The organism is Flavobacterium silvaticum (assembly GCF_012911565.1).
Lineage (GTDB): Bacteria > Bacteroidota > Bacteroidia > Flavobacteriales > Flavobacteriaceae > Flavobacterium > Flavobacterium silvaticum.
This window is the reverse complement of sequence record NZ_JAAMPU010000102.1, coordinates 101,423-120,975: the sequence shown is the minus strand read 5'-3', so window position 1 is coordinate 120,975 and position 19,553 is coordinate 101,423. Positions and strand designations below refer to the sequence as shown.

19 protein-coding genes are annotated in these 19,553 nt (G+C 44.7%); all 19 read right to left on the bottom strand.

Annotated elements, in window-relative coordinates; all coding sequences use genetic code 11:
• Positions 1 to 13 precede the first annotated feature (13 nt).
• From G6047_RS06680 to G6047_RS06590, 19 genes are read right to left on the bottom strand one after another with little or no spacing between them, the layout of a single operon-like run.
• Positions 14 to 1,300 carry a phenylacetate--CoA ligase family protein gene (locus G6047_RS06680; protein ID WP_169526712.1) on the bottom strand — a complete coding sequence of 429 codons (1,287 nt, stop codon included), beginning with the start codon at positions 1,298 to 1,300 and terminating at the stop codon, positions 14 to 16.
• Positions 1,297 to 2,976: a C45 family autoproteolytic acyltransferase/hydolase gene (locus G6047_RS06675; protein WP_169526711.1), complete on the bottom strand. Its 1,680-nt coding sequence runs from the start codon at positions 2,974 to 2,976 to the stop codon at positions 1,297 to 1,299. The genes G6047_RS06680 and G6047_RS06675 overlap by 4 nt, the downstream gene beginning before the upstream one ends.
• A complete protein-coding gene (locus G6047_RS06670) occupies positions 2,976 to 4,493 on the bottom strand; it encodes a phytoene desaturase family protein (protein ID WP_169526710.1) in 1,518 nt (505 codons plus the stop codon). The genes G6047_RS06675 and G6047_RS06670 overlap by 1 nt, the downstream gene beginning before the upstream one ends.
• Entirely contained in the window at positions 4,490 to 8,158 is a 3,669-nt protein-coding gene (locus G6047_RS06665) for a 1-acyl-sn-glycerol-3-phosphate acyltransferase (RefSeq protein ID WP_169526709.1), read from the bottom strand. The genes G6047_RS06670 and G6047_RS06665 overlap by 4 nt, the downstream gene beginning before the upstream one ends.
• Before the next feature lies 1 nt (position 8,159).
• Entirely contained in the window at positions 8,160 to 9,323 is a 1,164-nt protein-coding gene (locus G6047_RS06660; protein ID WP_169526708.1) for a DUF2062 domain-containing protein, read from the bottom strand.
• 12 nt (positions 9,324 to 9,335) lie between these two features.
• The gene (locus G6047_RS06655; RefSeq protein WP_235946506.1) at positions 9,336 to 9,821 is read right to left on the bottom strand and encodes a hypothetical protein; all 486 of its coding nucleotides are present in this window, start codon (positions 9,819 to 9,821) and stop codon (positions 9,336 to 9,338) included.
• Complete coding sequence (locus G6047_RS06650; protein WP_169526707.1) at positions 9,818 to 10,192, bottom strand: hotdog family protein; 375 nt, start codon at positions 10,190 to 10,192, stop codon at positions 9,818 to 9,820. The genes G6047_RS06655 and G6047_RS06650 overlap by 4 nt, the downstream gene beginning before the upstream one ends.
• Before the next feature lie 18 nt (positions 10,193 to 10,210).
• Complete coding sequence (locus G6047_RS06645; RefSeq protein ID WP_169526706.1) at positions 10,211 to 10,825, bottom strand: porin family protein; 615 nt, start codon at positions 10,823 to 10,825, stop codon at positions 10,211 to 10,213.
• A complete protein-coding gene (locus G6047_RS06640) occupies positions 10,822 to 11,427 on the bottom strand; it encodes a hypothetical protein (RefSeq protein WP_169526705.1) in 606 nt (201 codons plus the stop codon). Before G6047_RS06640 ends, G6047_RS06645 begins: the two co-directional genes overlap by 4 nt.
• Positions 11,393 to 11,953 carry an outer membrane lipoprotein carrier protein LolA gene (locus tag G6047_RS06635; protein WP_169526704.1) on the bottom strand — a complete coding sequence of 187 codons (561 nt, stop codon included), beginning with the start codon at positions 11,951 to 11,953 and terminating at the stop codon, positions 11,393 to 11,395. Before G6047_RS06635 ends, G6047_RS06640 begins: the two co-directional genes overlap by 35 nt.
• 55 nt (positions 11,954 to 12,008) lie before the next feature.
• Positions 12,009 to 12,779, bottom strand: coding sequence for a polysaccharide deacetylase family protein (locus tag G6047_RS06630; protein ID WP_169526703.1), 771 nt, complete (start codon positions 12,777 to 12,779; stop codon positions 12,009 to 12,011).
• On the bottom strand, positions 12,779 to 13,834 hold the full coding sequence (locus G6047_RS06625; RefSeq protein ID WP_169526702.1) for a beta-ketoacyl synthase N-terminal-like domain-containing protein: 1,056 nt from the start codon (positions 13,832 to 13,834) through the stop codon (positions 12,779 to 12,781). The genes G6047_RS06630 and G6047_RS06625 overlap by 1 nt, the downstream gene beginning before the upstream one ends.
• Positions 13,835 to 15,034, bottom strand: a complete 1,200-nt coding sequence (locus G6047_RS06620; RefSeq protein ID WP_169526701.1) for a beta-ketoacyl-[acyl-carrier-protein] synthase family protein — start codon at positions 15,032 to 15,034, stop codon at positions 13,835 to 13,837. It abuts the gene before it with no gap.
• Between the two features lie 56 nt (positions 15,035 to 15,090).
• Entirely contained in the window at positions 15,091 to 15,348 is a 258-nt protein-coding gene (locus G6047_RS06615) for a phosphopantetheine-binding protein (protein WP_169526700.1), read from the bottom strand.
• Between the two features lies 1 nt (position 15,349).
• Positions 15,350 to 15,955, bottom strand: a complete 606-nt coding sequence (locus tag G6047_RS06610; RefSeq protein ID WP_169526699.1) for a beta-ketoacyl-[acyl-carrier-protein] synthase family protein — start codon at positions 15,953 to 15,955, stop codon at positions 15,350 to 15,352.
• 26 nt (positions 15,956 to 15,981) lie between these two features.
• The gene (locus G6047_RS06605) at positions 15,982 to 17,109 is read right to left on the bottom strand and encodes a beta-ketoacyl synthase N-terminal-like domain-containing protein (RefSeq protein ID WP_169526698.1); all 1,128 of its coding nucleotides are present in this window, start codon (positions 17,107 to 17,109) and stop codon (positions 15,982 to 15,984) included.
• The gene (locus tag G6047_RS06600) at positions 17,106 to 17,552 is read right to left on the bottom strand and encodes an acyl-CoA thioesterase (RefSeq protein WP_169526697.1); all 447 of its coding nucleotides are present in this window, start codon (positions 17,550 to 17,552) and stop codon (positions 17,106 to 17,108) included. Before G6047_RS06600 ends, G6047_RS06605 begins: the two co-directional genes overlap by 4 nt.
• Positions 17,527 to 18,810 (bottom strand): ABC transporter permease, encoded by a 1,284-nt coding sequence (locus G6047_RS06595; RefSeq protein ID WP_169526696.1) that lies wholly within the window; start codon positions 18,808 to 18,810, stop codon positions 17,527 to 17,529. Before G6047_RS06595 ends, G6047_RS06600 begins: the two co-directional genes overlap by 26 nt.
• Complete coding sequence (locus tag G6047_RS06590; RefSeq protein ID WP_169526695.1) at positions 18,803 to 19,552, bottom strand: ABC transporter ATP-binding protein; 750 nt, start codon at positions 19,550 to 19,552, stop codon at positions 18,803 to 18,805. Before G6047_RS06590 ends, G6047_RS06595 begins: the two co-directional genes overlap by 8 nt.
• Between the last annotated feature and the right edge of the window lies 1 nt (position 19,553).

Genomic DNA, 19,553 nt, shown 5'->3' with positions numbered 1-19,553 from the left:
TACGTCTCTACATTTATCTGTAATCGAAAAACGTAACCGGTTTCCGGCTCATCGGGTTATTGATGATTGGCGCAAGGGTTTCCTTTGTCGTGAATTCGATTTTTGGGGTAACGCGCAACTTGGCCCGGAAATGGTCTTTGATTTCGCGCAGGAATTCTTCCGATTGTTCCTTGACGGCGAGTTTTATGATGATTTCATCGGTTCCGAGGTCGTTGGTGGAAATCTCTATGATATGTGCCTCGATATTCCCAAAACCATTGAGAACATCAGTCATTGCCGGCGGATAAAGCGTCGTTCCTTTGTATTTGATCATTTGCTGTTTGCGACCCAGGACTGGCCCGACACGAAGCGTATTTCGTCCGCAGTTGCAGGGTTCGCGATGGATCTGGACAATATCGCCGGTTTTGAAACGAACCAGCGGCATGCCTTCGACACCTAAAGTCGTAATGACCAGTTCGCCCGGCTGTCCTTCAGGCACAGGTTTATCATCATCCCCGATGGTTTCGACAATGATAAGTTCGGGGTGATGATGGCCGCCGATGGCATGTTCACATTCGGTAAACGCGGTACTCATTTCGGTCGATGCATAAGTCGAATACAGTTTGATATCCCACTTTTCTGCGATTTTGCGTGATAACGTACTGTCTGAAAAATCCTGGTTGCGCAAGGCTTCTCCAATACAAACAGCCCCTTTTATACCTGAGTTTTTGTAATCGATGCCATGTGCTTCGGCGTATTCTATAAGCTTCAGCAAAAATGACGGAACCGTGATCAGGTGCGTGGGTCTGTACTTCCGGATCGAATCCCATTGCAGTTCGGGGATTCCGGCACCAACGCGAATGACTCCGACTTTCATCTTCCTCAGGCCTAAAAAATAGGCAAGCCCAGCCATAAAACGGCGGTCTATTGTGGTCATCAATTGGACCACATCGCCTTCTTTTATTCCAGCGCAGTCGAACGAAATGGCTTCGTTATACGCCAATCGGTCCAGATCCGCATCGGTCTGTCCAAACGTCACCGGATCGCCTAATGTTCCCGAAGTCGTGGCGTAATCGATGATTTTATTCGATGGGACACACAGGAAATCGTCGTTGAATTGCTGGATGTCGGCTTTTGTGGTGAACGGAAGTTTGTGTAAATCTTCGAGTGACCTGATTGACTTGACATCGATGTTCTTTTCAGAGAATAACCGGCTGTAATACGGAGAATTTTGTGCAACATAAAACAACGTTCTCGTCAATTCCTTTTGCTGGAATTCACGGATTTCGTCTGGCGGCGCCATTTCTATTTTTGGGATCATCGCAGTTTTCTGTCAATCTTTTTGAGATACTTTTCTATATGCTGTTTGGCCGGAAGCGTGGTGATTTCCCTGGTCAGCGCTTTTTCAAACTCCACTTTGGCCTTCGCGTATTCTTTAGTGTCGTAATAATATTGACCCGGTTTGAAATACACAATCCAAAGGTCCGAATCCAAAGATTGGTAATTTTTGACAAATGCATCGGAAAGACCTGATTTTTTTTCAAGGAAAACGTCCATTTTACGGTCTTCGATCCGGTACAATTCGTAGTTTTTGAACGCCTCCGATTTCACGAACGGATCTTGCGGGATATCAAATCGGGTCTGAGCCAACGTTTCCAGTTTTTTGGCATCATGTGGTTTGTTGAAGATGGTATTCAGGTCATAACACACCATTTCGCCCAATTGATACGGATTCGCCGAAACCCAGACTTTGAGGTCGTTCGGTTGGAAAATGACGCCGTGATGCGCCAACAGCTGGTTCAGTGCTTTTTCGTTTCCGTAGCCAAGTGGCAATCCGCCTTTCAAAGCTTCCGTATCGCGAAGGATCGAGGCCGCTATTTCAGGGGTAATCTTCGGATTCAAATCAAAATCTTCGACTAACTTTTCATAACGGTATTTGGAATGGCTGTTTTCAATCTGTTCCAGATTCCGTTTGTCGTTCTTTAAATTTTCACTTTGGAAATGGTTCGAACACAACAACTGATCTGCGGAATTCGGCACTTCGTAAACCCCGAAACCTTTCGGAGCCACTTCAATCAAAGCGGCTTTCCCATCTTTGGCACTTCCGACCATAATGGCTTCCGAAACAAAAACCTCATGCTTTTTTGCGATGGAGACGGCTTCATCAATCGTTGAGGCATATTGCAGGATTTCGCGCGTCAGGATTGAGATTGGGGTTTTGGCGATCAGCGGTATTTTGGATTTTCCAGCGTTGATGGTAACGGTCAAACCCTGGTCGTTCATTCCGGAAACGGCACCGATCATTCCGGCCCACGTGACCGTCATGAATGCATGGCCGGAATCTGGTTTTACAAAAGAAACGATTTTATCTTTGGCGAAATCATCTCCGGCATAAAAGTCAAAATTACGTCCGAGGATCAGTTTCCCATCGGCCGATTTATCGCCCCAGGCCGCAAAAGACGAACATCCTACGAGCATCAGATCCTGCATCGCATGGCCGATATCGTGGGCGCCGTGCAAATACAGGCTTCTCAGATACGGCGGCCCGATAAAATCATATTCGTGTGACGAATAGCGCGAAACGCCATAGATTTCGGTTTTATATTCTTCCGGGACGTTCAGGTATAATTTGCGGTTGTACCATGTAAGCAGCTTTCGCAACAGCTTTTGTTTCCCTTTGGACGGTACGATTTCCTCGATTTTGGAGAAGAAAACCTTTTCCTGTTTCCTTAGTAATGAATCTTCCAAGGCTCCTGTCACCAAACCTCTGTGCAACGGATCGCCGGTTACGTAAAGTTCCCACAATTGTTGCTTGTTCTTCAGCAGGAAATTATTACCCGAAATGAATTTTTCTGAAGATACTTTTTCAACGACCGGCCGGATGCTGTCAAAACCTTCGAGCTGCGGTTTATGATGCAGTGATTTTGATGTGCCGCACGAAATCTGCAGAACTAGTGCGGACAGTGCCAGACAGCGGAAAAATCCCCGGATATCCATCACTCAGTTACCTTAACGATTTTGTCTACCAGATATTCCTTTCCGACAATTTCGGAACACGTCAGGACGGCTCCTATCGTAACACCCAAAACGCCGTGCATACTCACGCTTTGCCCTGTAAAATATAGGTTTTCAAGCTTTGTCTTGACCGGGATAAACGTCTTCATGGGACTTTCGCAGTCTTTGACGTAACCGTACATATTTCCTTCAAACCCGCCAATGTAATCACGGTAAGACAACGGTGTGGATGTGTGTACCGATTTGATATGATCCCTGATTCCGGGAAACTTCTGCTCGATTATCGACAGGAACTTCTCGACCTTTCTCGTTTTGAATTCCTCGTAGCTTTCGCCCCGGTCGTTCTTTTCGGCAGTAGTATTGAACGTGTCTTTCCAGGTTTTGACATCGTCGTATTTCATGTAGGTGATAAACGTGATCCCATCGGCCCATTTGTCGTTCTGGCTTCTGGCGTTCATTGATGCCATGTAGCCTTTCGGCCAGGTTTGTTCATCGTAATCGAATACATCCCAAACACCGGCACCTTTGCAAAAATGATAGTAATTGTGGTTCAGGTACGGAAAACTTTCAGGCTTGAAAACGATATACAGGCTAAACGCGGACAGGCTTCCTTCAAGGCTTTTGACCCGTTCATAAAAAGCTTTCCTGAATGACTTCTCACCCACCATATCGAGCGTCGTTTTGAGTTCGATATTGGAAATGATGATATCTGCCGCGACTTCGGAACCGTCCTTCATAATCACTGAAGTGACTTTGGTTCCGTCTGAATTGATCTTTATGGCTTCGCGGTATTTATAGGTTTCGCCTCCGTTAGCCTTGAGTTCTTTGATAAGCAATTTGGTGATTTGGCTACCGCCATGCACACAGCGCCACGAACTCTGGATATAGGAATTGACAGACAACGCATGGACATAAAACGGCGACTTTTCCGGAATTCCGGCGTAGAGGAAATTCGATCCGGCCAAGACATCGCGCAACCGTTGGTTTTCGGTGGAAGCATCTATGAGCTCTTTGGCGTTGAGGGCAAGGATATCCTGGTCGTATTTACCTTGGCTATCCAGATTATACAGCGGGAAAGAATCGCAGGTTTCACGCACTTTCCGGCAGTATTCGTCAATATTTGTACGTTCCTCGGGGAAAAACTCAACAAGCTGGTCCGTGAAATTATCGTAGCCTTGGGCGTGTGGATATTCCGACCCATCATCTGCGAACGATATGATATCAAAAGCATCTTCATCCATTTTCCGGATGTTGAGCCCGTCCATGATTCCTAGGTATTTGAAATAACGGTTCAGGTTTTCGCCTTCGGCCAATCCGCCGATATAATGGATTCCCGTATCGAAAATGGTCTTGTCGCGCACAAACGTCTGGAGATTTCCCCCAAACTGGTTGTTCTTTTCAAGCACGCAGACTTTATAACCTTCCTTTGCCAGGATAACAGCCGTGGAAAGACCGCCGAGTCCGCTGCCGATGATCACTACGTCATATTTCTGCTTCATCTTTTCAATATCGTGATTTTGTCTTCTTCCATGGTCTTATCAAAACCCAAACGTTCCAATTTTTCGGCAAAAATAACATTATCCAGCACTATAATGGTTTGAATGGCTGATGGTGTTGCATTTATATCGAAATCTTTAGCTGAAATCAGAAGAATATCATACCTGTTTTGTGTCGCCTGATCTAATCTGTCCAAATAGTGTATCGGCCGGATTTTGTTGACGTAATTCGTTTTTGCGATGTTCCGTTTTTCTTCATCCGCAATAAAACAATCGATGTTTCTCAACGGTTCCCCGAATGCCAATGAAATATTCAATTGCCCGTAATCGTTGGCAATATGAAGGATTTTTGCATTCGGGCCAATCTGTTTCCCCAATTTGAAATATACTCCTGAATTCGATTTCAAATCGGCACGAACTGCCTTTTCGATTTCCTGTTCTTTGTAATCGAAACTTTCAACAATGCGTTTTTTGAAATAATCCGGGCCTTCGAATTCCTGTCGGGCATCGCGGTATTTTTCACGCATGTAGGTATTGATTTTTTTGGTGCGCTGGGCGAAATCCGATCCGAATTTCTGGTTTTCCGGAGTGATGCGCGGCAGGATTTCAACCGTTGTCGGAAAAGTATACAATATAAAATCTCCTTTTGGCGCGACTTCGGAATAGCCATGGATGATGATTGGCACGATATCCAATTTGAATTGTTCGGCCAGATAGAAAGCGCCTTTGTGGAATCGTTTGATGGAATTGTCGACCGATCGTGTTCCTTCCGGAAAAATCATCAGCGAAAATCCTTGTTCCACTTTTTCACGCAGATGCTCCACGCCATTATCGATTCCGTTCGAAACCGGATAAAAACCGGCAAGTCTTACACCGCGGCCTATAATCGGCGAATTGTACACCCAATCACTTACCAGGAAAACAATCTTTGGATTCAGGCTTCCCATGGCAAGGATGTCGAGGAACGAACTATGGTTGGCAATGATTATGGCTGGTTTCTCAAAAGTTTCATGGTGCAGATTGCGGATTCTCTTTTTGACAAAGCCATTCGTTTTGAGTACCGAGCCCATAAATACCGACATGGCCGCATGGAACCATCTGAGTTTTTTCTGCTTCGATATGGGCAACAATTTCATTCCAATGACGCTGAAAACAGATAATACAAATCCGCCAAGAATGTAATACCCGAACGAAAACAAAGAATGCAACGTACGTCTCAAACGCAAAGGTGCCTGGCCTTTATGAAGCCTCAGGAAAAAGAACGCCCTGAAAATTACCGGATAGAGAATGAAACTCATCACGATAGCCGCAAAAACCCCGATCAAAGACACCGATGATATGGATTTAAGCGATGGGTGACGGGCAAAAATCAAAGCGCCGACACCCAAAATCGTAGTCAATGCGGCTAGTATGATTGAAGTCCGGTACACCGGCATTTCGTCTTTGCCGTCGGTATATTCCTTTTGCAACGCGCTTGTCATGAAAATGCTGAAATCTACACCGTGCCCAAAAACCAGCGTACACACAATGGTACTGAAAATATTGAGGCCGATGTCGAACATGCCCATGATTCCGGCCGTAACCAAACCCGTAAGCACAATTGGAATAGCGGCAATCAAGACTAAAGCGGCACGCCTGAAAAACACGAACAGGATCAATAATACCGCAATGAACGAGTAGTTTACAAGCGTATTGAAATCGTCCCGAAGCCTTGCCAAAAAGGTTTCATTCATTTGCTGGCGATCGATCGCGATGACTTTTCTGTGGGAAGAAACCGAATTGATAAAAGCCTCCCGTTGTGCATCGGTGACTTTTACCAAAGTAGAAACCGTGTGGAAATTGTTTTTGGCGGCAATGAATTCCTTTATCTGCAACGCTTCAAGCGACTCGTAATCCTTTATACCGATAGGTTGTCTTTCCGCATCAATTGCTTCGAAAAACGGTGCATACGTATTCGGTTTGAAACCCATTTTCGCACCTTCCGAAACAAGCGTCTGTTGGATCAGCTGTTTTCGTTGTGGCGTCCAGAATTTGTTCCACTGTTCTATTTTTTGTTTTTGGTCGGCAGCTGACAATACAATGCCTCCGAGTGAGCTGAACCCGATAATCTTACCTTGCTTTTGTTGTTCCGAAAGCCGTTCGAACAAGTCTCTGTTTTCGAGCAACGACGCTTCTTCAGAATCGCCATAAGCCGCGACATAAATGGTTTTCGACGTCAGGCTGCTGCTTTTTTCGAGGATTTTTTCGGCCTTTTTGATATCGGGCGGAATGTAATTGAGTTTGGACAGATTGTTATCGAATTTGACTTTGCCCGACGTAAAGCAACAGACAATAATCAACAAGACACAACCGCCGATCAGCCATTTGTTGCGTTCAAATGAAAACGCGGCCATTTTATCTATGAAGTTCTTTTTGTGGGCGAAATTATCCGCTTTCGGTTTGTACAACTGAGGTACGATAATCAGCGAGAAAAAAGCCGATCCCATTACTATCGCAGCCGCAAAAATCCCTAAATCCTGCAATGCTTCCGACTGCACCAAAAGCAAGCACAAAAACGCCAGAGCCGTCGTGGAACTACTCATGAACAGTGGCTTCGTCACATCTTTATACAAGGTCGCAATGTCGCTGTTGTGTTTGTGGTGCGTGAGTATGTGGAGCGAATAATCTATCGTAATGCCAATCAAAATAGCTCCGATGCCGAGTGAAATAGCCGAAATGGTTTCCTTGAAAAAGTACAACACGGCAAGCGCGAACAACGCCCCAAAAACCGTCGGCAGGAAAATGATGAGCGGAATGAAGATCTTTCGGTAGAACAGAATCAGGATGACCATCAATGCCGTCATCGCGAGGATTGTCGTAAGCCAGACATCGTGTTTGATGATATCGGCGTTGGCGACCGCAATCAGGGCCGGCCCGAAATAACTGAGTTCGGCTTTGCCTTTGAATTGTGTATTTATCTTGTCGCGGATAGCGTACAGCTTTTGGGCAAGTAATGTATTCTGCTCCGTTTCGGTGGACGATTGTTTCGGTGTCAGGAACAGTAACAGCGTCTTCTTGTCTTTGGTCATAATGAAACCATTGTCAAGCGTAAAATCTGAACCCAACTGAAGCTGCTGTAATTTTTTAAGCCCGATAAAAGTCATGCCCAATGGATCGCGCCTGATGAAATCGGCGGTTATCATTCCCGATGGTGACAAAATCGACTTGTAATTCGCGGTTACCGTCTGCGAAAGGCTGTCGGTATTTATTTTTTTGGCAATCTGTGCATAATCTGCATCATTTAAAAACAACGGCAGGTTATCGTAGATGAAATCGATGGTCTGCTGTATGTTTTCGTCGGCGATTTTTCCCTGGATCTGGCCTATGTAGGGTTTGCAGGTTTTATCTGTTTCCTCGAGGAATTGCTGTGCGGCTTGCTGCAGATTGGCCGGATTTTGTTGTTCCGATTGGATGATGACCGTAATCTTATCGGCAAAATTCATCTGCTTCAATACTTTGGCCGTCACATCTTTTTTTCCGTTGACCGGAATCAGTTTGGTGATATCTTCCTCGAATTTAAGCTTCGAGGCGAAGAATGTGAAAACCGCCAGAACCAATACAGATGCAATCGCCGCCAACGTTTTGTTGCGGGAAATTAGCTGGTGTATGGAGTAAAAAAACCGATGCATTTCAAACAGCCTGAACGCGTTTTCGAAAAGCCGAAAGCAGGGCGTAACCAAGTAATCCGGAAAAGACTGCGCACAGAGCCGCTAAAGTAAAACTTCCTATCAGATATTGGACAAAATGATTGCCTATATCTTCCATCGAAGGCGTATGGTCAAAGAATATCGGCGCACCGGAATCATAAAACAGAGAGCCAATCTGCAGCGATCCGATAATGATAAACGGAATCATGGGCGGAATACTCACATTCGAAAACGCAAAAGCGATGGCTTTGTTGAGTTTGAAGACAACCGCAAGCAAAATGACCAATGCGGTCTGGAAACCCCAAAACGGAGAAATCCCAATAAAAACGCCAAGTGCGATTGACAGTGCTTTTTTGCGAGGCGAATCTTCGTTATGGATTACATTTTCAAGAAAGAATCTCCTGATCCCTTTTTTTTTTAACCGACGGATGAAGTTTCTCGGATGGATCCAGAATAGTGAAATAGTCACCAAAACCGTGTTTAGAATGCTGATCCTCGTAAAGTCTTTGAACGGACGGAAATGCGAAACCCGTTCATCCGGATCATATTTGACCTGTATGGGAACATTGGTTACCGGAATCCCTTTCCAGGCGGAACGGACGATGACCTCGATCTCATATTCGAACTTACGCGTAAACGATTTTTTAGGGATTCGGTTCAGCGGATACAGACGATAACCAGATTGGGTGTCTTCGAGTCGTATCCCTGTCTCGAACCAAAACCAGAAATTGGAGAATTTATTACCGAAACTGCTTTTTTTGGGAACACCTTCCTGGGTCATGTTGCGGCTTCCGATGTAAATTCCATCGCCTTGTTCTTCAAGGGCATTTACAAAAACAGGCAAATCGGAAGCGAAATGCTGTCCGTCCGAATCAATCGTAATCGCATACCCGAAACCCAATTCACGAGCCTTGGCGAACCCGTTGCGCAATGCCGTTCCTTTTCCCGAATTTTTCAGGTGGGTTACAATCGTGAGGTTGTCGTATGAAGAAAGTATGTCAGCAGTCGAATCGGTCGCACCATCATTTACTACAATGACATTCGAGGTATAAAAAAGTACCGAATCAATGACGCGCCCAAGTGTCTTTTGGTTGTTATACGTCGGGATGATGACGCACAAATCCGGGCGGTTCAATTCGTACTCCATGGGATGCACTCTTTATTTAAGCGTCGCTTTTTCTTCTTTGGTGAAGCTTTTGGAACGCAGCATAAAGTTTTTGATATAGTCTTTCAAAGCACCGCTCTTTTCCCAATTGGCCAAAAGAAACACTTTGTCTTCCCCGATTTTATCCTTGTATCCTACAATTGCGGGAACATTTTCCTGGACGCTCAATCTGATCATACGGATTTCTGCATTGTCGGAATCGGCAGCAACGGCAGCATCAATTAGTTTGGCTCCTGCTTTCATGTGCTTTATTTTTCCAGAAAGAACACCGGAATATTTAGAAAGTAACGTTTCTGAACATCCTTTGTAAGCGACAAGTGATTTATCCTTATCGGAATCTGATACGTTCGACAGCAATTTGTGGAAAGCATCTGCCTTCTCTTTGGAATTGGCAGCTTCAGGATATAATTTACGTACTTCTGAAATATCCGCTTTTCCAGTAAGTAAGGTTAAGCTGATGAGGGCAATGATAAATTTCATAACAACGGTTTTTTATACATGCCCGAAAATTTAAGGGCGACTGTATCCTGAAAATACGTTGTATTTTTAACTTTAACAAGACCTTCGGACGTTTCAGATGCCTCAAGCTCAAGTTTTAACTCCGAATTAACTTCCGGGTTGATCAGCGCCATAAATTTGACGTTGGAAATGCTTACCATCATCAACCCCGATCCTAAAATACGCTCCGTCAGCTCCTTGATGATTTGCATCATACAAACGCCGGGCATAACCGGGTTTCCGGGAAAATGACCGCTGAAGATTTCATGCCCTGCATTTATATGGATGTGGGCCGTGTGTTTTCCGTCTTCAGATGTTAGGTCGTTTACCGTATAAAAATCTTTCAGGAGCATAAGTTGGTAAGGATTGGATTAGAAAAAGGTAAACGTTCCACCTATGGAAAACACTAAGTTGGTGGTGTTTTCATCGGCATTATCGATTACCGGCAAAATTCCTTTTTTCACTCTTGCCTCGATTCCGAAATTCTCTGTAATCTCTGATCCGAAACCAGCCACAAAACCAAAATCGAACGGAACGTCGATGTCAAGGTTGCGACTGTGGTTCACCTGTATGTCAAGCGTCGGGCCTGCCAGGAAATGGAATTTGTCTACAATGTACAGTTTGTTGATGATGCCAAGAGACATATAGCCCAAATCCCCTTTGGTTTCGTAGGTAGTGTATGAGTCTGTGTTATAATCGTAGATCGACCTTTTGAATTCGCTGCCCTGACGGCTGTACGTCAGTTCCGGTTGTAGTGCATAACGTTTGGTGAAGCGTATCCGGCCTTCGAAACCAACGTAAAAATCTGTCTTGAAACTATAATCGCGATAGGTTGCATTGCTGTCGTAGTAGTAATCGTCATAGGTACCGCTTCCGGTAAACTTGGAGAAATTGGCCCCGATACGTATTCCGGGATGGAATTTTACTTGGGCTACAGAAGGAAAAGCAGCAAGTGAGAAAAGCGCAATTAGAATCAGTTTTTTCATTTTTCGGTTGGTTTTAGTGATTTGAGATCCATTTCCAGTTTGAGATCGAAATGCCGGATGTGTATCTCGTGGGCAAAAATATCGTTTTCGGCCTTAAATGTATATTCGGCTTTGGGTTTTCTTTTGCTTCGGACGATTTTTTCGATGCCATGAAGTCCTTTGATAATTTCATAAGATTCGTCTCCAATAATAGAGAAATGCTGAACATCGGTCGCGTCAGAAGAATAAATGGGAAACGAATCCCTTAAAATCACCGAAAAATCTTTTTCAAGTGTCCTGATCAACAGCTTCCTGTCAAATTCTTCAACGATGCTATTGACTGTAAGCACGCCATTGGTCATGGTCGCATCAATGAGCTTGTTGCCGAAATCTGTCGTCAAGACCAATCGGTGTGTGCCTTGGGAAGTTTTTTTGATGATAAGAATTCCACCCAGGTCATGTCCGTAAATTTCGATTGAAGTCCGATAGACATAATCTGTTTCCGGATTTGAAAAATACGTGTTCTCAATGACCGAACCTGTCGGTTTCATTGAAGAAAGCCCACTGCCGCATGAAGATGCGAACAGGCTAATTGCGAAAAGCAGCGTCGTCAACCTTCGCATTCAGGACTTTGTTTTTAAAGACTATTTTGGTGTAATCGGCATCGGACTCAAGCAAACGGACTTGTTCCACCGTTGCTTCCTTTTTAGAAAAACTAAGTTCGATTTCCTTGATGTATTTCTTGAGCGCGGCATCTTTCGGGATCAATCGCGCAAAATTGAAATTGGCATTCGTGAAGTAACTTATGGTGAATTCCTTGTCGTCGAACAGATTGCCGCTTACACTTCCCACGATCAGCTTATTGATTTTAGCGAAGATTTTACTGCCGCTCGCATCCATCTGGCTTTTCTTGCCTTCGTCGTTGATCGATATTTTGCCGTTTTTGAAAACGATGGAATAATTGTACGGTTTTTTATATTCCCATAACAGTGTATTCGGTTCTTTGAACGCCATTTTGCCCGACGTTTCCACGTCTTTCGACAGGAAATCCATGTGCTTATATTGCGTAAAGTCTGTCGTCATGGATTTTATGGCTGCAGATTTTGCATTGACGGCTTCGCGGAAAGCCTTTATTTCGGTGGCGTCCATTTTACGGTCTTGCGCAAAGGAGCCGAAAAAAATAAAAATAAAAAATAAAAAATATCTATTCATAAGCTTCTAGTTTGAGCAGTTCCGTAACGGGAACCACGGTAAAATTGCGGTGGCGCAAAGTTAACAACAATTGCTCCAGCACGGATACGCTTACCGCCGATGTGTCGTGCATGAGTATGATTCCACCGGGTTTCAAACGGGTTTCGATTCGTTTCAAAATGTTTTTCCCGTCAGAGCTGATGCCATCGTTAGAGCGTATGTTCCAGCCAATCACATCGTGTTTCGTCCGTTTGAGCGCCCTTGCGATCTTTGGTGTCGTAATGCCATATGGCGGACGGAAAAACCGGACTTTCTTTGACGTTGCTTTTTCAATCGATGCATCGGTTTGGTTCAGTTCCGATTCAACCGCATCTGTCCCTAAAAAATCAAACGTCTTGCTGTGGGAATACGAATGGTTTCCTATCAGATGGCCTTCAGATACGATTCGGTTTGCGATTTCAGGATGTGAATCTACATTTTTGCCAATACAAAAGAACGTCGCCTTGACATTGAATTCGTAAAGCAGATCGAGCACTTTTGGCGTGAATTCAGACGGCCCATCGTCAAAAGTCAGCGAAATTTTGTTTTCCTTTTCCGATGGATTTCCCAGATACGCCTTTACATGATATTGGCTCCAGATATAACTCGACCCAATCAGGATTATGGAAAACCATATGATTCCGGCCAATAAAAACCAACCCAAATGCAACCCGAAATTGGACGCATAGATTCCCATCGCGATCAGCAAGGTGCAAAAAACTATGTTGACCAAAAGATGTTTCATCACACGCTGATTAGCGTAAAACTATGATCTAGACCGCGATATTGATTGTAAAGCAGCATATTCCTGTATGCCGGCCGACTTTCGTCATTTGCCTTCAAATCAGAAGGAATTTGCTGTGATTTAAGAATGTTCGCCCCAACATACAACCCAAAAGCCGAAGCCGTATTGTATTCGCCGCTTACGTGTTTGTAATACATCTGGGGCGCAAAATCGAAGTTTTTGGCGACAGCCTTAAAATATCCGTCGAATTCCGAATCGCCGTTGTAACCTAAAACGACAGCGTCGATTTCGTGCAAGGTCAGATTGTTTCTACGGATAAAAGCTTCAGCATGTTCCGCCGCTTCTTCCGGAGTCAGCTTGTTGACGATTTCAACATCGAGAATTTCGGCATAAGTGGAATCTTTCCGCTCGTCTTCCAGCATAAAAAATGTCGCGCCTTCACTGAAAACTGTGGCTTTTGTGTCGGCTTCCAAAATGTTATGCGGCCCGGAATCATCCGGCTTGATAAAACCTGCGAGTTTGAAAAGCGACTTGGTGTATTCGGTCATTTCCTCTACGCCACCAATCAAAACCGAATGTGCTTCGTCTGCATCTAACTGCAATTTCGCATCGTACAAAGCCGATTCAAACGAAACCGCACCATTGACATACGTGAAATTATATGCCTTGCATCCCAGATTTATCGCGATGGTCGAAGCCACCGTATTGTGAGTGGATTGAATAAACGATGTCGGCGTCAAAAATTCCTCTTTGTTATCGATGATGGCTTTGAGGAACTTATCTGAATCCTCGATGCAACCCATTCCGGTTCCAGTGATGATGGCGTCCGGCGATTCGTTCCCGGCTTCTTTCATAGCGACGGTTGACGCAACGATACCATTTTTGACCCCTTTGGCCATTCTGCGTGAAGCAATAGGCGAAAAATAATCCTTGTAGTCGGGCTTTACGATTTCCAGATAATTGGTCGATGGATCGATGATGAACTCAGATGGAAATCCGTTCACCGTATCCTGAGCCGAAACGCAGCCGATTCCGTTGATAAAAGTCTTTCCCATCTAGTCCTTTGAAAATATTACGGTCGAACAGTTTCCGCCAAACCCGAAGGAATTCGACAGCACCTTATCGATATTTTTATGCTTTATTTCGGTCTGCGGAAGCAAATCGAATTCGTTCATTCTGGTCTTGAAATTCAAATTCGGGAATACGACTCCATTTTGAATGGCAAGCACGCTGTAAACGGCTTCAATAGCAGCCGCGGCAGCCAGTGTATGTCCGGTAAATGCTTTTGTCGATGAAAAATCGGGAACATTCTTTCCTTCGTATACGCGCAACACGGCCCGGCCTTCGCTCAAATCATTGTTCGGCGTCGCAGTTCCGTGCATATTGATGTAGTCGATTTCTTCCGGCGAAATCCCGGCGACTTCAAACGCTTTTTTCATGGCTAAAGTCGCGCCTTCTCCGTTTTCAGAAGATGCGGTCTGATGATACGCATCGTTCGCATTGGCGTATCCGATAACCCTTGCCAGTACTTTTTTGCCTTCCTTTTCCACCACGGCATCAGATTCCAAAACCAAAAAAGCCGCAGCTTCGCCAAGGTTCAATCCTTTGCGGTCGTTATCGAAAGGCGTGTTGTAAGAATCGGTCAGGATCATCAGCGTCTTGAAACCGTTGATGGTGAATTTGGCCAACGCATCGGTTCCGCCAACAATCACACGATCCAATTTTCCGGCTTTGATCATTCTCGCCCCAAGCATAATCGCGTTGGCTGCAGACGAACAGGCCGTGGAAATCGTCGTGACAAAACCCTGCAACCCGAGTTCTTCGGCTATCTTCTGGGACACATCGCCTCCGTCATGGGCCGCAATGTATTTTACGGTTTCCGGTTTTTCGAAATACTCGTAATAATGATTCTCGGTCGTGTCCATTCCGCCCACCGAAGTCGAATTGACCAAACCGGTTCTGTAAGAATTGACATCGGAAATCCCGGCATTTTCAACCGCTTGTTTCGCAGCCAAAGTTCCGAGAAGCGCCGTCCGTGAAAAATTATTATCCGGCGGCAAACCCAATTCGACAATCAGTTCCGCATTGGTTTTTTTGATTTCGCCGAACTTGATTTCACCTTTATGTACCGTATCGATATTATCGGTTGGGGAAATGCCTTTTTGACCCGAAGTCAGCGCATGGAAATTCTCTTCCACATTGTTTCCAATGGCAGAAATGATTCCCATTCCGGTAATGGCTACACCTTTATTCATTGACTTTCAAATACCTGAGTGGCATTTTCAAATTTTCAAATTGCCAAATTTTCAAATCACTTGGTGCGGTGCGTCGTCACATAATCCGCCATCGTGTCGATGCTCTGGAAAATGGCTTTTCCTTCTTTCGGATCGGTCAGTTTGATGCCGTAATCTTTGTCAAGCAACACGATCAATTCGAGTGCGTCAATGGAATCAAGGCTTAATCCTTCTCCAAACAGCGGTGCGTCGTTGGCAATATCCGCCGGAGTTATGTCTTCCAGGTTCAATACCGCAATAATCTTTTCCTTCAGTTCCTGTTTTAATGCTTCCATGTTAATTCTCGTATAGTGCTTTTAAATTTTCAATGGTATGGGCGATTTTTCCGTCTTTTGAAACGACGTACAAAAATGCCTTGTATTCATCACCTAAAAGTTCCGTCCAGCCGCAAAGAACACGTTGGGCTTTTTGCGTTTGTATCAGATTTTCAGCGTATCCGAACATAAATTCCGGATTGAACGCGCCAAATATAAAGAAAGAATTTTCGGTTTTCAATTGGTGGCGGATACTTATTTCGCCAAGGCAGATATTCGGCAACGTGTAGACAAAAACCGCCGGGCTTGGGAAATAGTTTTCCTTGTCGGAAATAGATGATTGGTAGTTGATATCAGTATCCAGAGACGATGATGCATTCGCAAAAAGCAAGGCCGTATTTTCTTTACCGGACAAATCCTTCAGTAACAATTCCGATCCTAAGAATGCCAGTTTGCTCAAATGATCCATCTTGAAGAATTTCGGATACTGGATCGTGAAATGTCGCAACGCTTCTTTTGAAAAATCGGCGAATGAATCTGCATCCGATGAAAAAACCTCAACTCCATCAAGCAGGATTTTTCCGCTTTCAATGATGCAATAATTTTCTATGTAAAGTGATGTACCCATTTTCAAATTTTCAAATCTCGCAATTTTCAAATTACCTTCCCAAAAACCACAGCCGTATTGCATCCTCCGAAACCCGAAGCTGTCTTGAGGAAGTAATCGATGTCAGCATCAGCATTTTGCGCAATGACATTGATGTTTTCGCTCACGCCGATTTCATCGAACCCTGCGGACGCAATCAGTTTTCCGCGGTTCATCGCCTCAATCCCAATCACCGCTTCCAATAATCCGGATGCACCGAGTGTATGTCCGTAATACCCTTTTAAACTGTGAAGCGGAATTTGACCGAGACTCAATCTGTTGAACGCAATCGCTTCCATTTCATCATTGAAAGGCGTAGCGGTTCCGTGAGCGGAAATAAAACCGATTTTTTCAGACGATATATTCGCTTCTTTCAAGGCACTTTCGACACTCAGGAACAGACCTTCGCCAGTTCTCGACGGGCCGGAAATATGATTGGCATCGTTTATAGATCCATCGCCCAGAATTTCAGCCGATGCTTTTGTCTTTTCTTTTGTCAGATAAACAGCCGCAGCCGCTTCACCCAACGTTACACCTGTACGATTTTTAGAATACGGCTTACATGGTGCATCGCTCATGGCCTGGAAAGAGTTGAATCCGGACAGGACAAATTCAGAAACCAAATCCCCGGCGACCACAAAAGCATCATCGTACATTCCCGATTGCATCAATCGTTTCGCGACACTCATAGCCATGATTCCGGAAACGCAGGCATTCGAAATGACGATAGGTTCTGATTGGAATTTGAAGAAACCGGCAATGGTTTTGGCCAATTGATGCAATGTTGCTTTTTCGACATCATGCTGTTCAAGCGCCGTGATATTCCCTTTTGTCGTCGAAAGGATAAAAGCCGTTTTTTTATTTAAACCTGATCCCGATTGAGCCACTGCAGGCTGCAAGGCGAGGATCATCATTTTTTCAAGTTTGGTGAAATTTGCATCGGCTGAAACATCGGCGAAAGCCTTGTCTAACAAAACTTCGTCAATGACAGACGCAAAATACGGATGCGGCATCCAACTGTTTTCATGGCGTGAAATCGCTGATTCGCCGGATAGCAACTTATTGAAATTTCCATCTGTCGAAAATCCCAAAGGCGTTATGATATTGGCCGGACCTGTATAGATTTTTTCGCTCACAGCAATCCGTTTTTTTGTTTCCATTCGTGGTAAAACGGCGGAATGGAAAGTTGCAGATTGCCTTCTAAATCCAAAAAGACCTGAACGGTTTCTCCAGTACAGCAAACGTTTCCTTTGGTGTCGTAAATGGTGAATCGCAATACGATTTTGGCTGCGGGAGAATCGAAATATTCGGTTTTTACGGTGGCGACATCACCGTATTTCAAGGATAACTGATGCTTGCAATTTGATGTGACAATTGGCGTAGAAAAGCCACTGTGCATCACATCGAGATAAGAAATACCGTGTTTACGACCAAAAGCTTCGCGTCCGTCCTCGAAATATTTGATATAATTGCCATGCCATACGATTCCAAGCGGATCGCATTCGTTGAACCGCACGCGTATTTCATGCTTGACGGTCAGTTCCGGAATCAGTTTATACAGATCTTTTCTTTTTGTCATACAGCAAGGCGATGGTTATTGTGGCGGCAAAGAACAGAAAAAGCAATGAGATTTCCGGAAGCACTTCACGAATTCCGGCGTTTCTTAAAAATACGTCATAGAAAGCATCGAGGCCCCAATTCATGGGCGAACACATAGCAACGATCTGCATGAATTTTGGCATCGCAAAAACCGGAACCCAAACACCTCCGATTGCCGCGAGTATAATGACCGAAGTCGCCCCAAACGGAGCCGATTGTTCCTGTGTTTTTGCAATCGTCCCAACCAGGATTCCGTAACCCGTGGCGGCTAAACCTGAAAAAACAGCTACCAACGTCAGCATAAAAAAGTTCGCATCTACATTGAGTGCAGGCAAGTCCAAAAGTGGGAAAACCCAAATCCCGACAGCAAGCATCATATAGAATTGTATGATACAAATGATAAGATACGTCACGGTTTTACCGCCAATCACAACGGCACTTGAAACCGGATTTGTCCGCAAGCGAATGAACGTTCCCTGGCTTTTTTCCTTGACCATATTGATCGAAAGCGGGATTACGATAAAGAACATCGCGAATAACGTCCACGCCGGAACATTGTGCTGGACCGCGTTGGGCTTGACTTCTTTGTTGTTTACGGTCGGATTTATTTCTTTGAAAGCAATAAAACTTTTTTGCTCGAACGAGGGTTGCCCGGCGGCACCGAGTTGTTCGTTGAATGCATCGTAAATGGATTTGCTTTCTATTTGCGAGATCATCTTGTCGATGTTGTTCATTACGGCCGTCTTGAAACTCATCTGGACCGCGGGATCGAAATACAATTTGACCGTTTTTTGCCCGATTTCACGTTCGGGTGTTTTTATTTTTGTCGAATCGCCCATACCGAAACTCGTCAGCATCTTGTCCACGTTCTGGTCTATTTTAGCCTGTAGATCGGCACTTAGATTTTGTGGAAGAATTATCGCAAGCTGATATTGTCCACTGAAAACGGCGTCTTTGGCCGAATCTTCGGTCAAATCGACACCCTCTTTTTTGGTGATAAGCTCGAATGCATGGCTTTGGTTCATGTTATCGAAAACCGATTTTGACACATTGCCTTTATCATTGTCAACTATCAGGATTGGGATTCTGACATCTCCGGAGCGTTGATAGGCTGCATTCTGGATAAGCGTTACGGCAATAATAAGCACCAATGGCATGGCGAAAAGGATGATGACGCCGCCAATGTCGCGTCTGAGCAACAGCAATTCCTTGCGTATCGATTGCCACAGTTTATGCATCGCGAAGGGCTTTTCCGGTTAGAGAAAGAAAAACATCTTCGAGGTTTCTGGCTTCAGGCGTTGCATCGATGAGATCGTTGGGTTTTCCCTCGGCGAAAATTCTTCCACGGTCAACGATGGCGATATGGCTGCAGAAATCTTCGGCTTCTGCCATGTGGTGCGAGGTGTAAACGATAGTCGTTCCCTGTTGGTTGATTTCTTTAAGGTATTCGATGATGACGTTTTTGGAATGTACGTCCACACCAACAGTCGGCTCGTCGAGGAACAATACTTTTGGATTATGCAGGATTCCGGCAATCAGGTTGATGCGTCGTTTCATGCCGCCGGAATACGTATCGATGCGTTTCGATGCGAATTTGGTCAACCCGAGTATTTCGATGCTGTCCGCAATTTTTTTCTTGAGGTCTTTGCCTTTGAGGCCGTACATGCTTCCAAAGTAGTTCAGGTTTTCGGTAGCCGATAACGTCGGATACAACGCATATTCCTGAGGTACGACGCCGATGATTTTTTTGAGTTCCGATGCATTTCCGCCATACGTTTTTCCGTCGATTTCAAACGAACCCGAAGTTGGATCAAGCAAGCCGCAAAGCATGGAAATTAACGTGGTTTTTCCGGCACCGTTCGGACCGAGCAAACCAAATACTTCGCCTTCAAGAACAGAAAAAGTAATAGGGTTTACCGAATAGTGATCGGCGCCTTTGTATTTTTTGGCGAGTTCGTGTATGTCGATGATCTTGTTCAAA

Bases quoted from the DNA above. Each gene is read 5' to 3' on its own strand.
- G6047_RS06680 (WP_169526712.1), bottom strand. From the start codon at position 1,300: ATGATCCCAAAAATAGAAATGGCGCCGCCAGACGAAATCCGTGAATTC.
- G6047_RS06675 (WP_169526711.1), bottom strand. From the start codon at position 2,976: ATGGATATCCGGGGATTTTTCCGCTGTCTGGCACTGTCCGCACTAGTT.
- G6047_RS06670 (WP_169526710.1), bottom strand. From the start codon at position 4,493: ATGAAGCAGAAATATGACGTAGTGATCATCGGCAGCGGACTCGGCGGT.
- G6047_RS06665 (WP_169526709.1), bottom strand. From the start codon at position 8,158: ATGCATCGGTTTTTTTACTCCATACACCAGCTAATTTCCCGCAACAAA.
- G6047_RS06660 (WP_169526708.1), bottom strand. From the start codon at position 9,323: ATGGAGTACGAATTGAACCGCCCGGATTTGTGCGTCATCATCCCGACG.
- G6047_RS06655 (WP_235946506.1), bottom strand. From the start codon at position 9,821: ATGAAATTTATCATTGCCCTCATCAGCTTAACCTTACTTACTGGAAAA.
- G6047_RS06650 (WP_169526707.1), bottom strand. From the start codon at position 10,192: ATGCTCCTGAAAGATTTTTATACGGTAAACGACCTAACATCTGAAGAC.
- G6047_RS06645 (WP_169526706.1), bottom strand. From the start codon at position 10,825: ATGAAAAAACTGATTCTAATTGCGCTTTTCTCACTTGCTGCTTTTCCT.
- G6047_RS06640 (WP_169526705.1), bottom strand. From the start codon at position 11,427: ATGCGAAGGTTGACGACGCTGCTTTTCGCAATTAGCCTGTTCGCATCT.
- G6047_RS06635 (WP_169526704.1), bottom strand. From the start codon at position 11,953: ATGGACGCCACCGAAATAAAGGCTTTCCGCGAAGCCGTCAATGCAAAA.
- G6047_RS06630 (WP_169526703.1), bottom strand. From the start codon at position 12,779: ATGAAACATCTTTTGGTCAACATAGTTTTTTGCACCTTGCTGATCGCG.
- G6047_RS06625 (WP_169526702.1), bottom strand. From the start codon at position 13,834: ATGGGAAAGACTTTTATCAACGGAATCGGCTGCGTTTCGGCTCAGGAT.
- G6047_RS06620 (WP_169526701.1), bottom strand. From the start codon at position 15,034: ATGAATAAAGGTGTAGCCATTACCGGAATGGGAATCATTTCTGCCATT.
- G6047_RS06615 (WP_169526700.1), bottom strand. From the start codon at position 15,348: ATGGAAGCATTAAAACAGGAACTGAAGGAAAAGATTATTGCGGTATTG.
- G6047_RS06610 (WP_169526699.1), bottom strand. From the start codon at position 15,955: ATGGGTACATCACTTTACATAGAAAATTATTGCATCATTGAAAGCGGA.
- G6047_RS06600 (WP_169526697.1), bottom strand. From the start codon at position 17,552: ATGACAAAAAGAAAAGATCTGTATAAACTGATTCCGGAACTGACCGTC.
- G6047_RS06595 (WP_169526696.1), bottom strand. From the start codon at position 18,810: ATGCATAAACTGTGGCAATCGATACGCAAGGAATTGCTGTTGCTCAGA.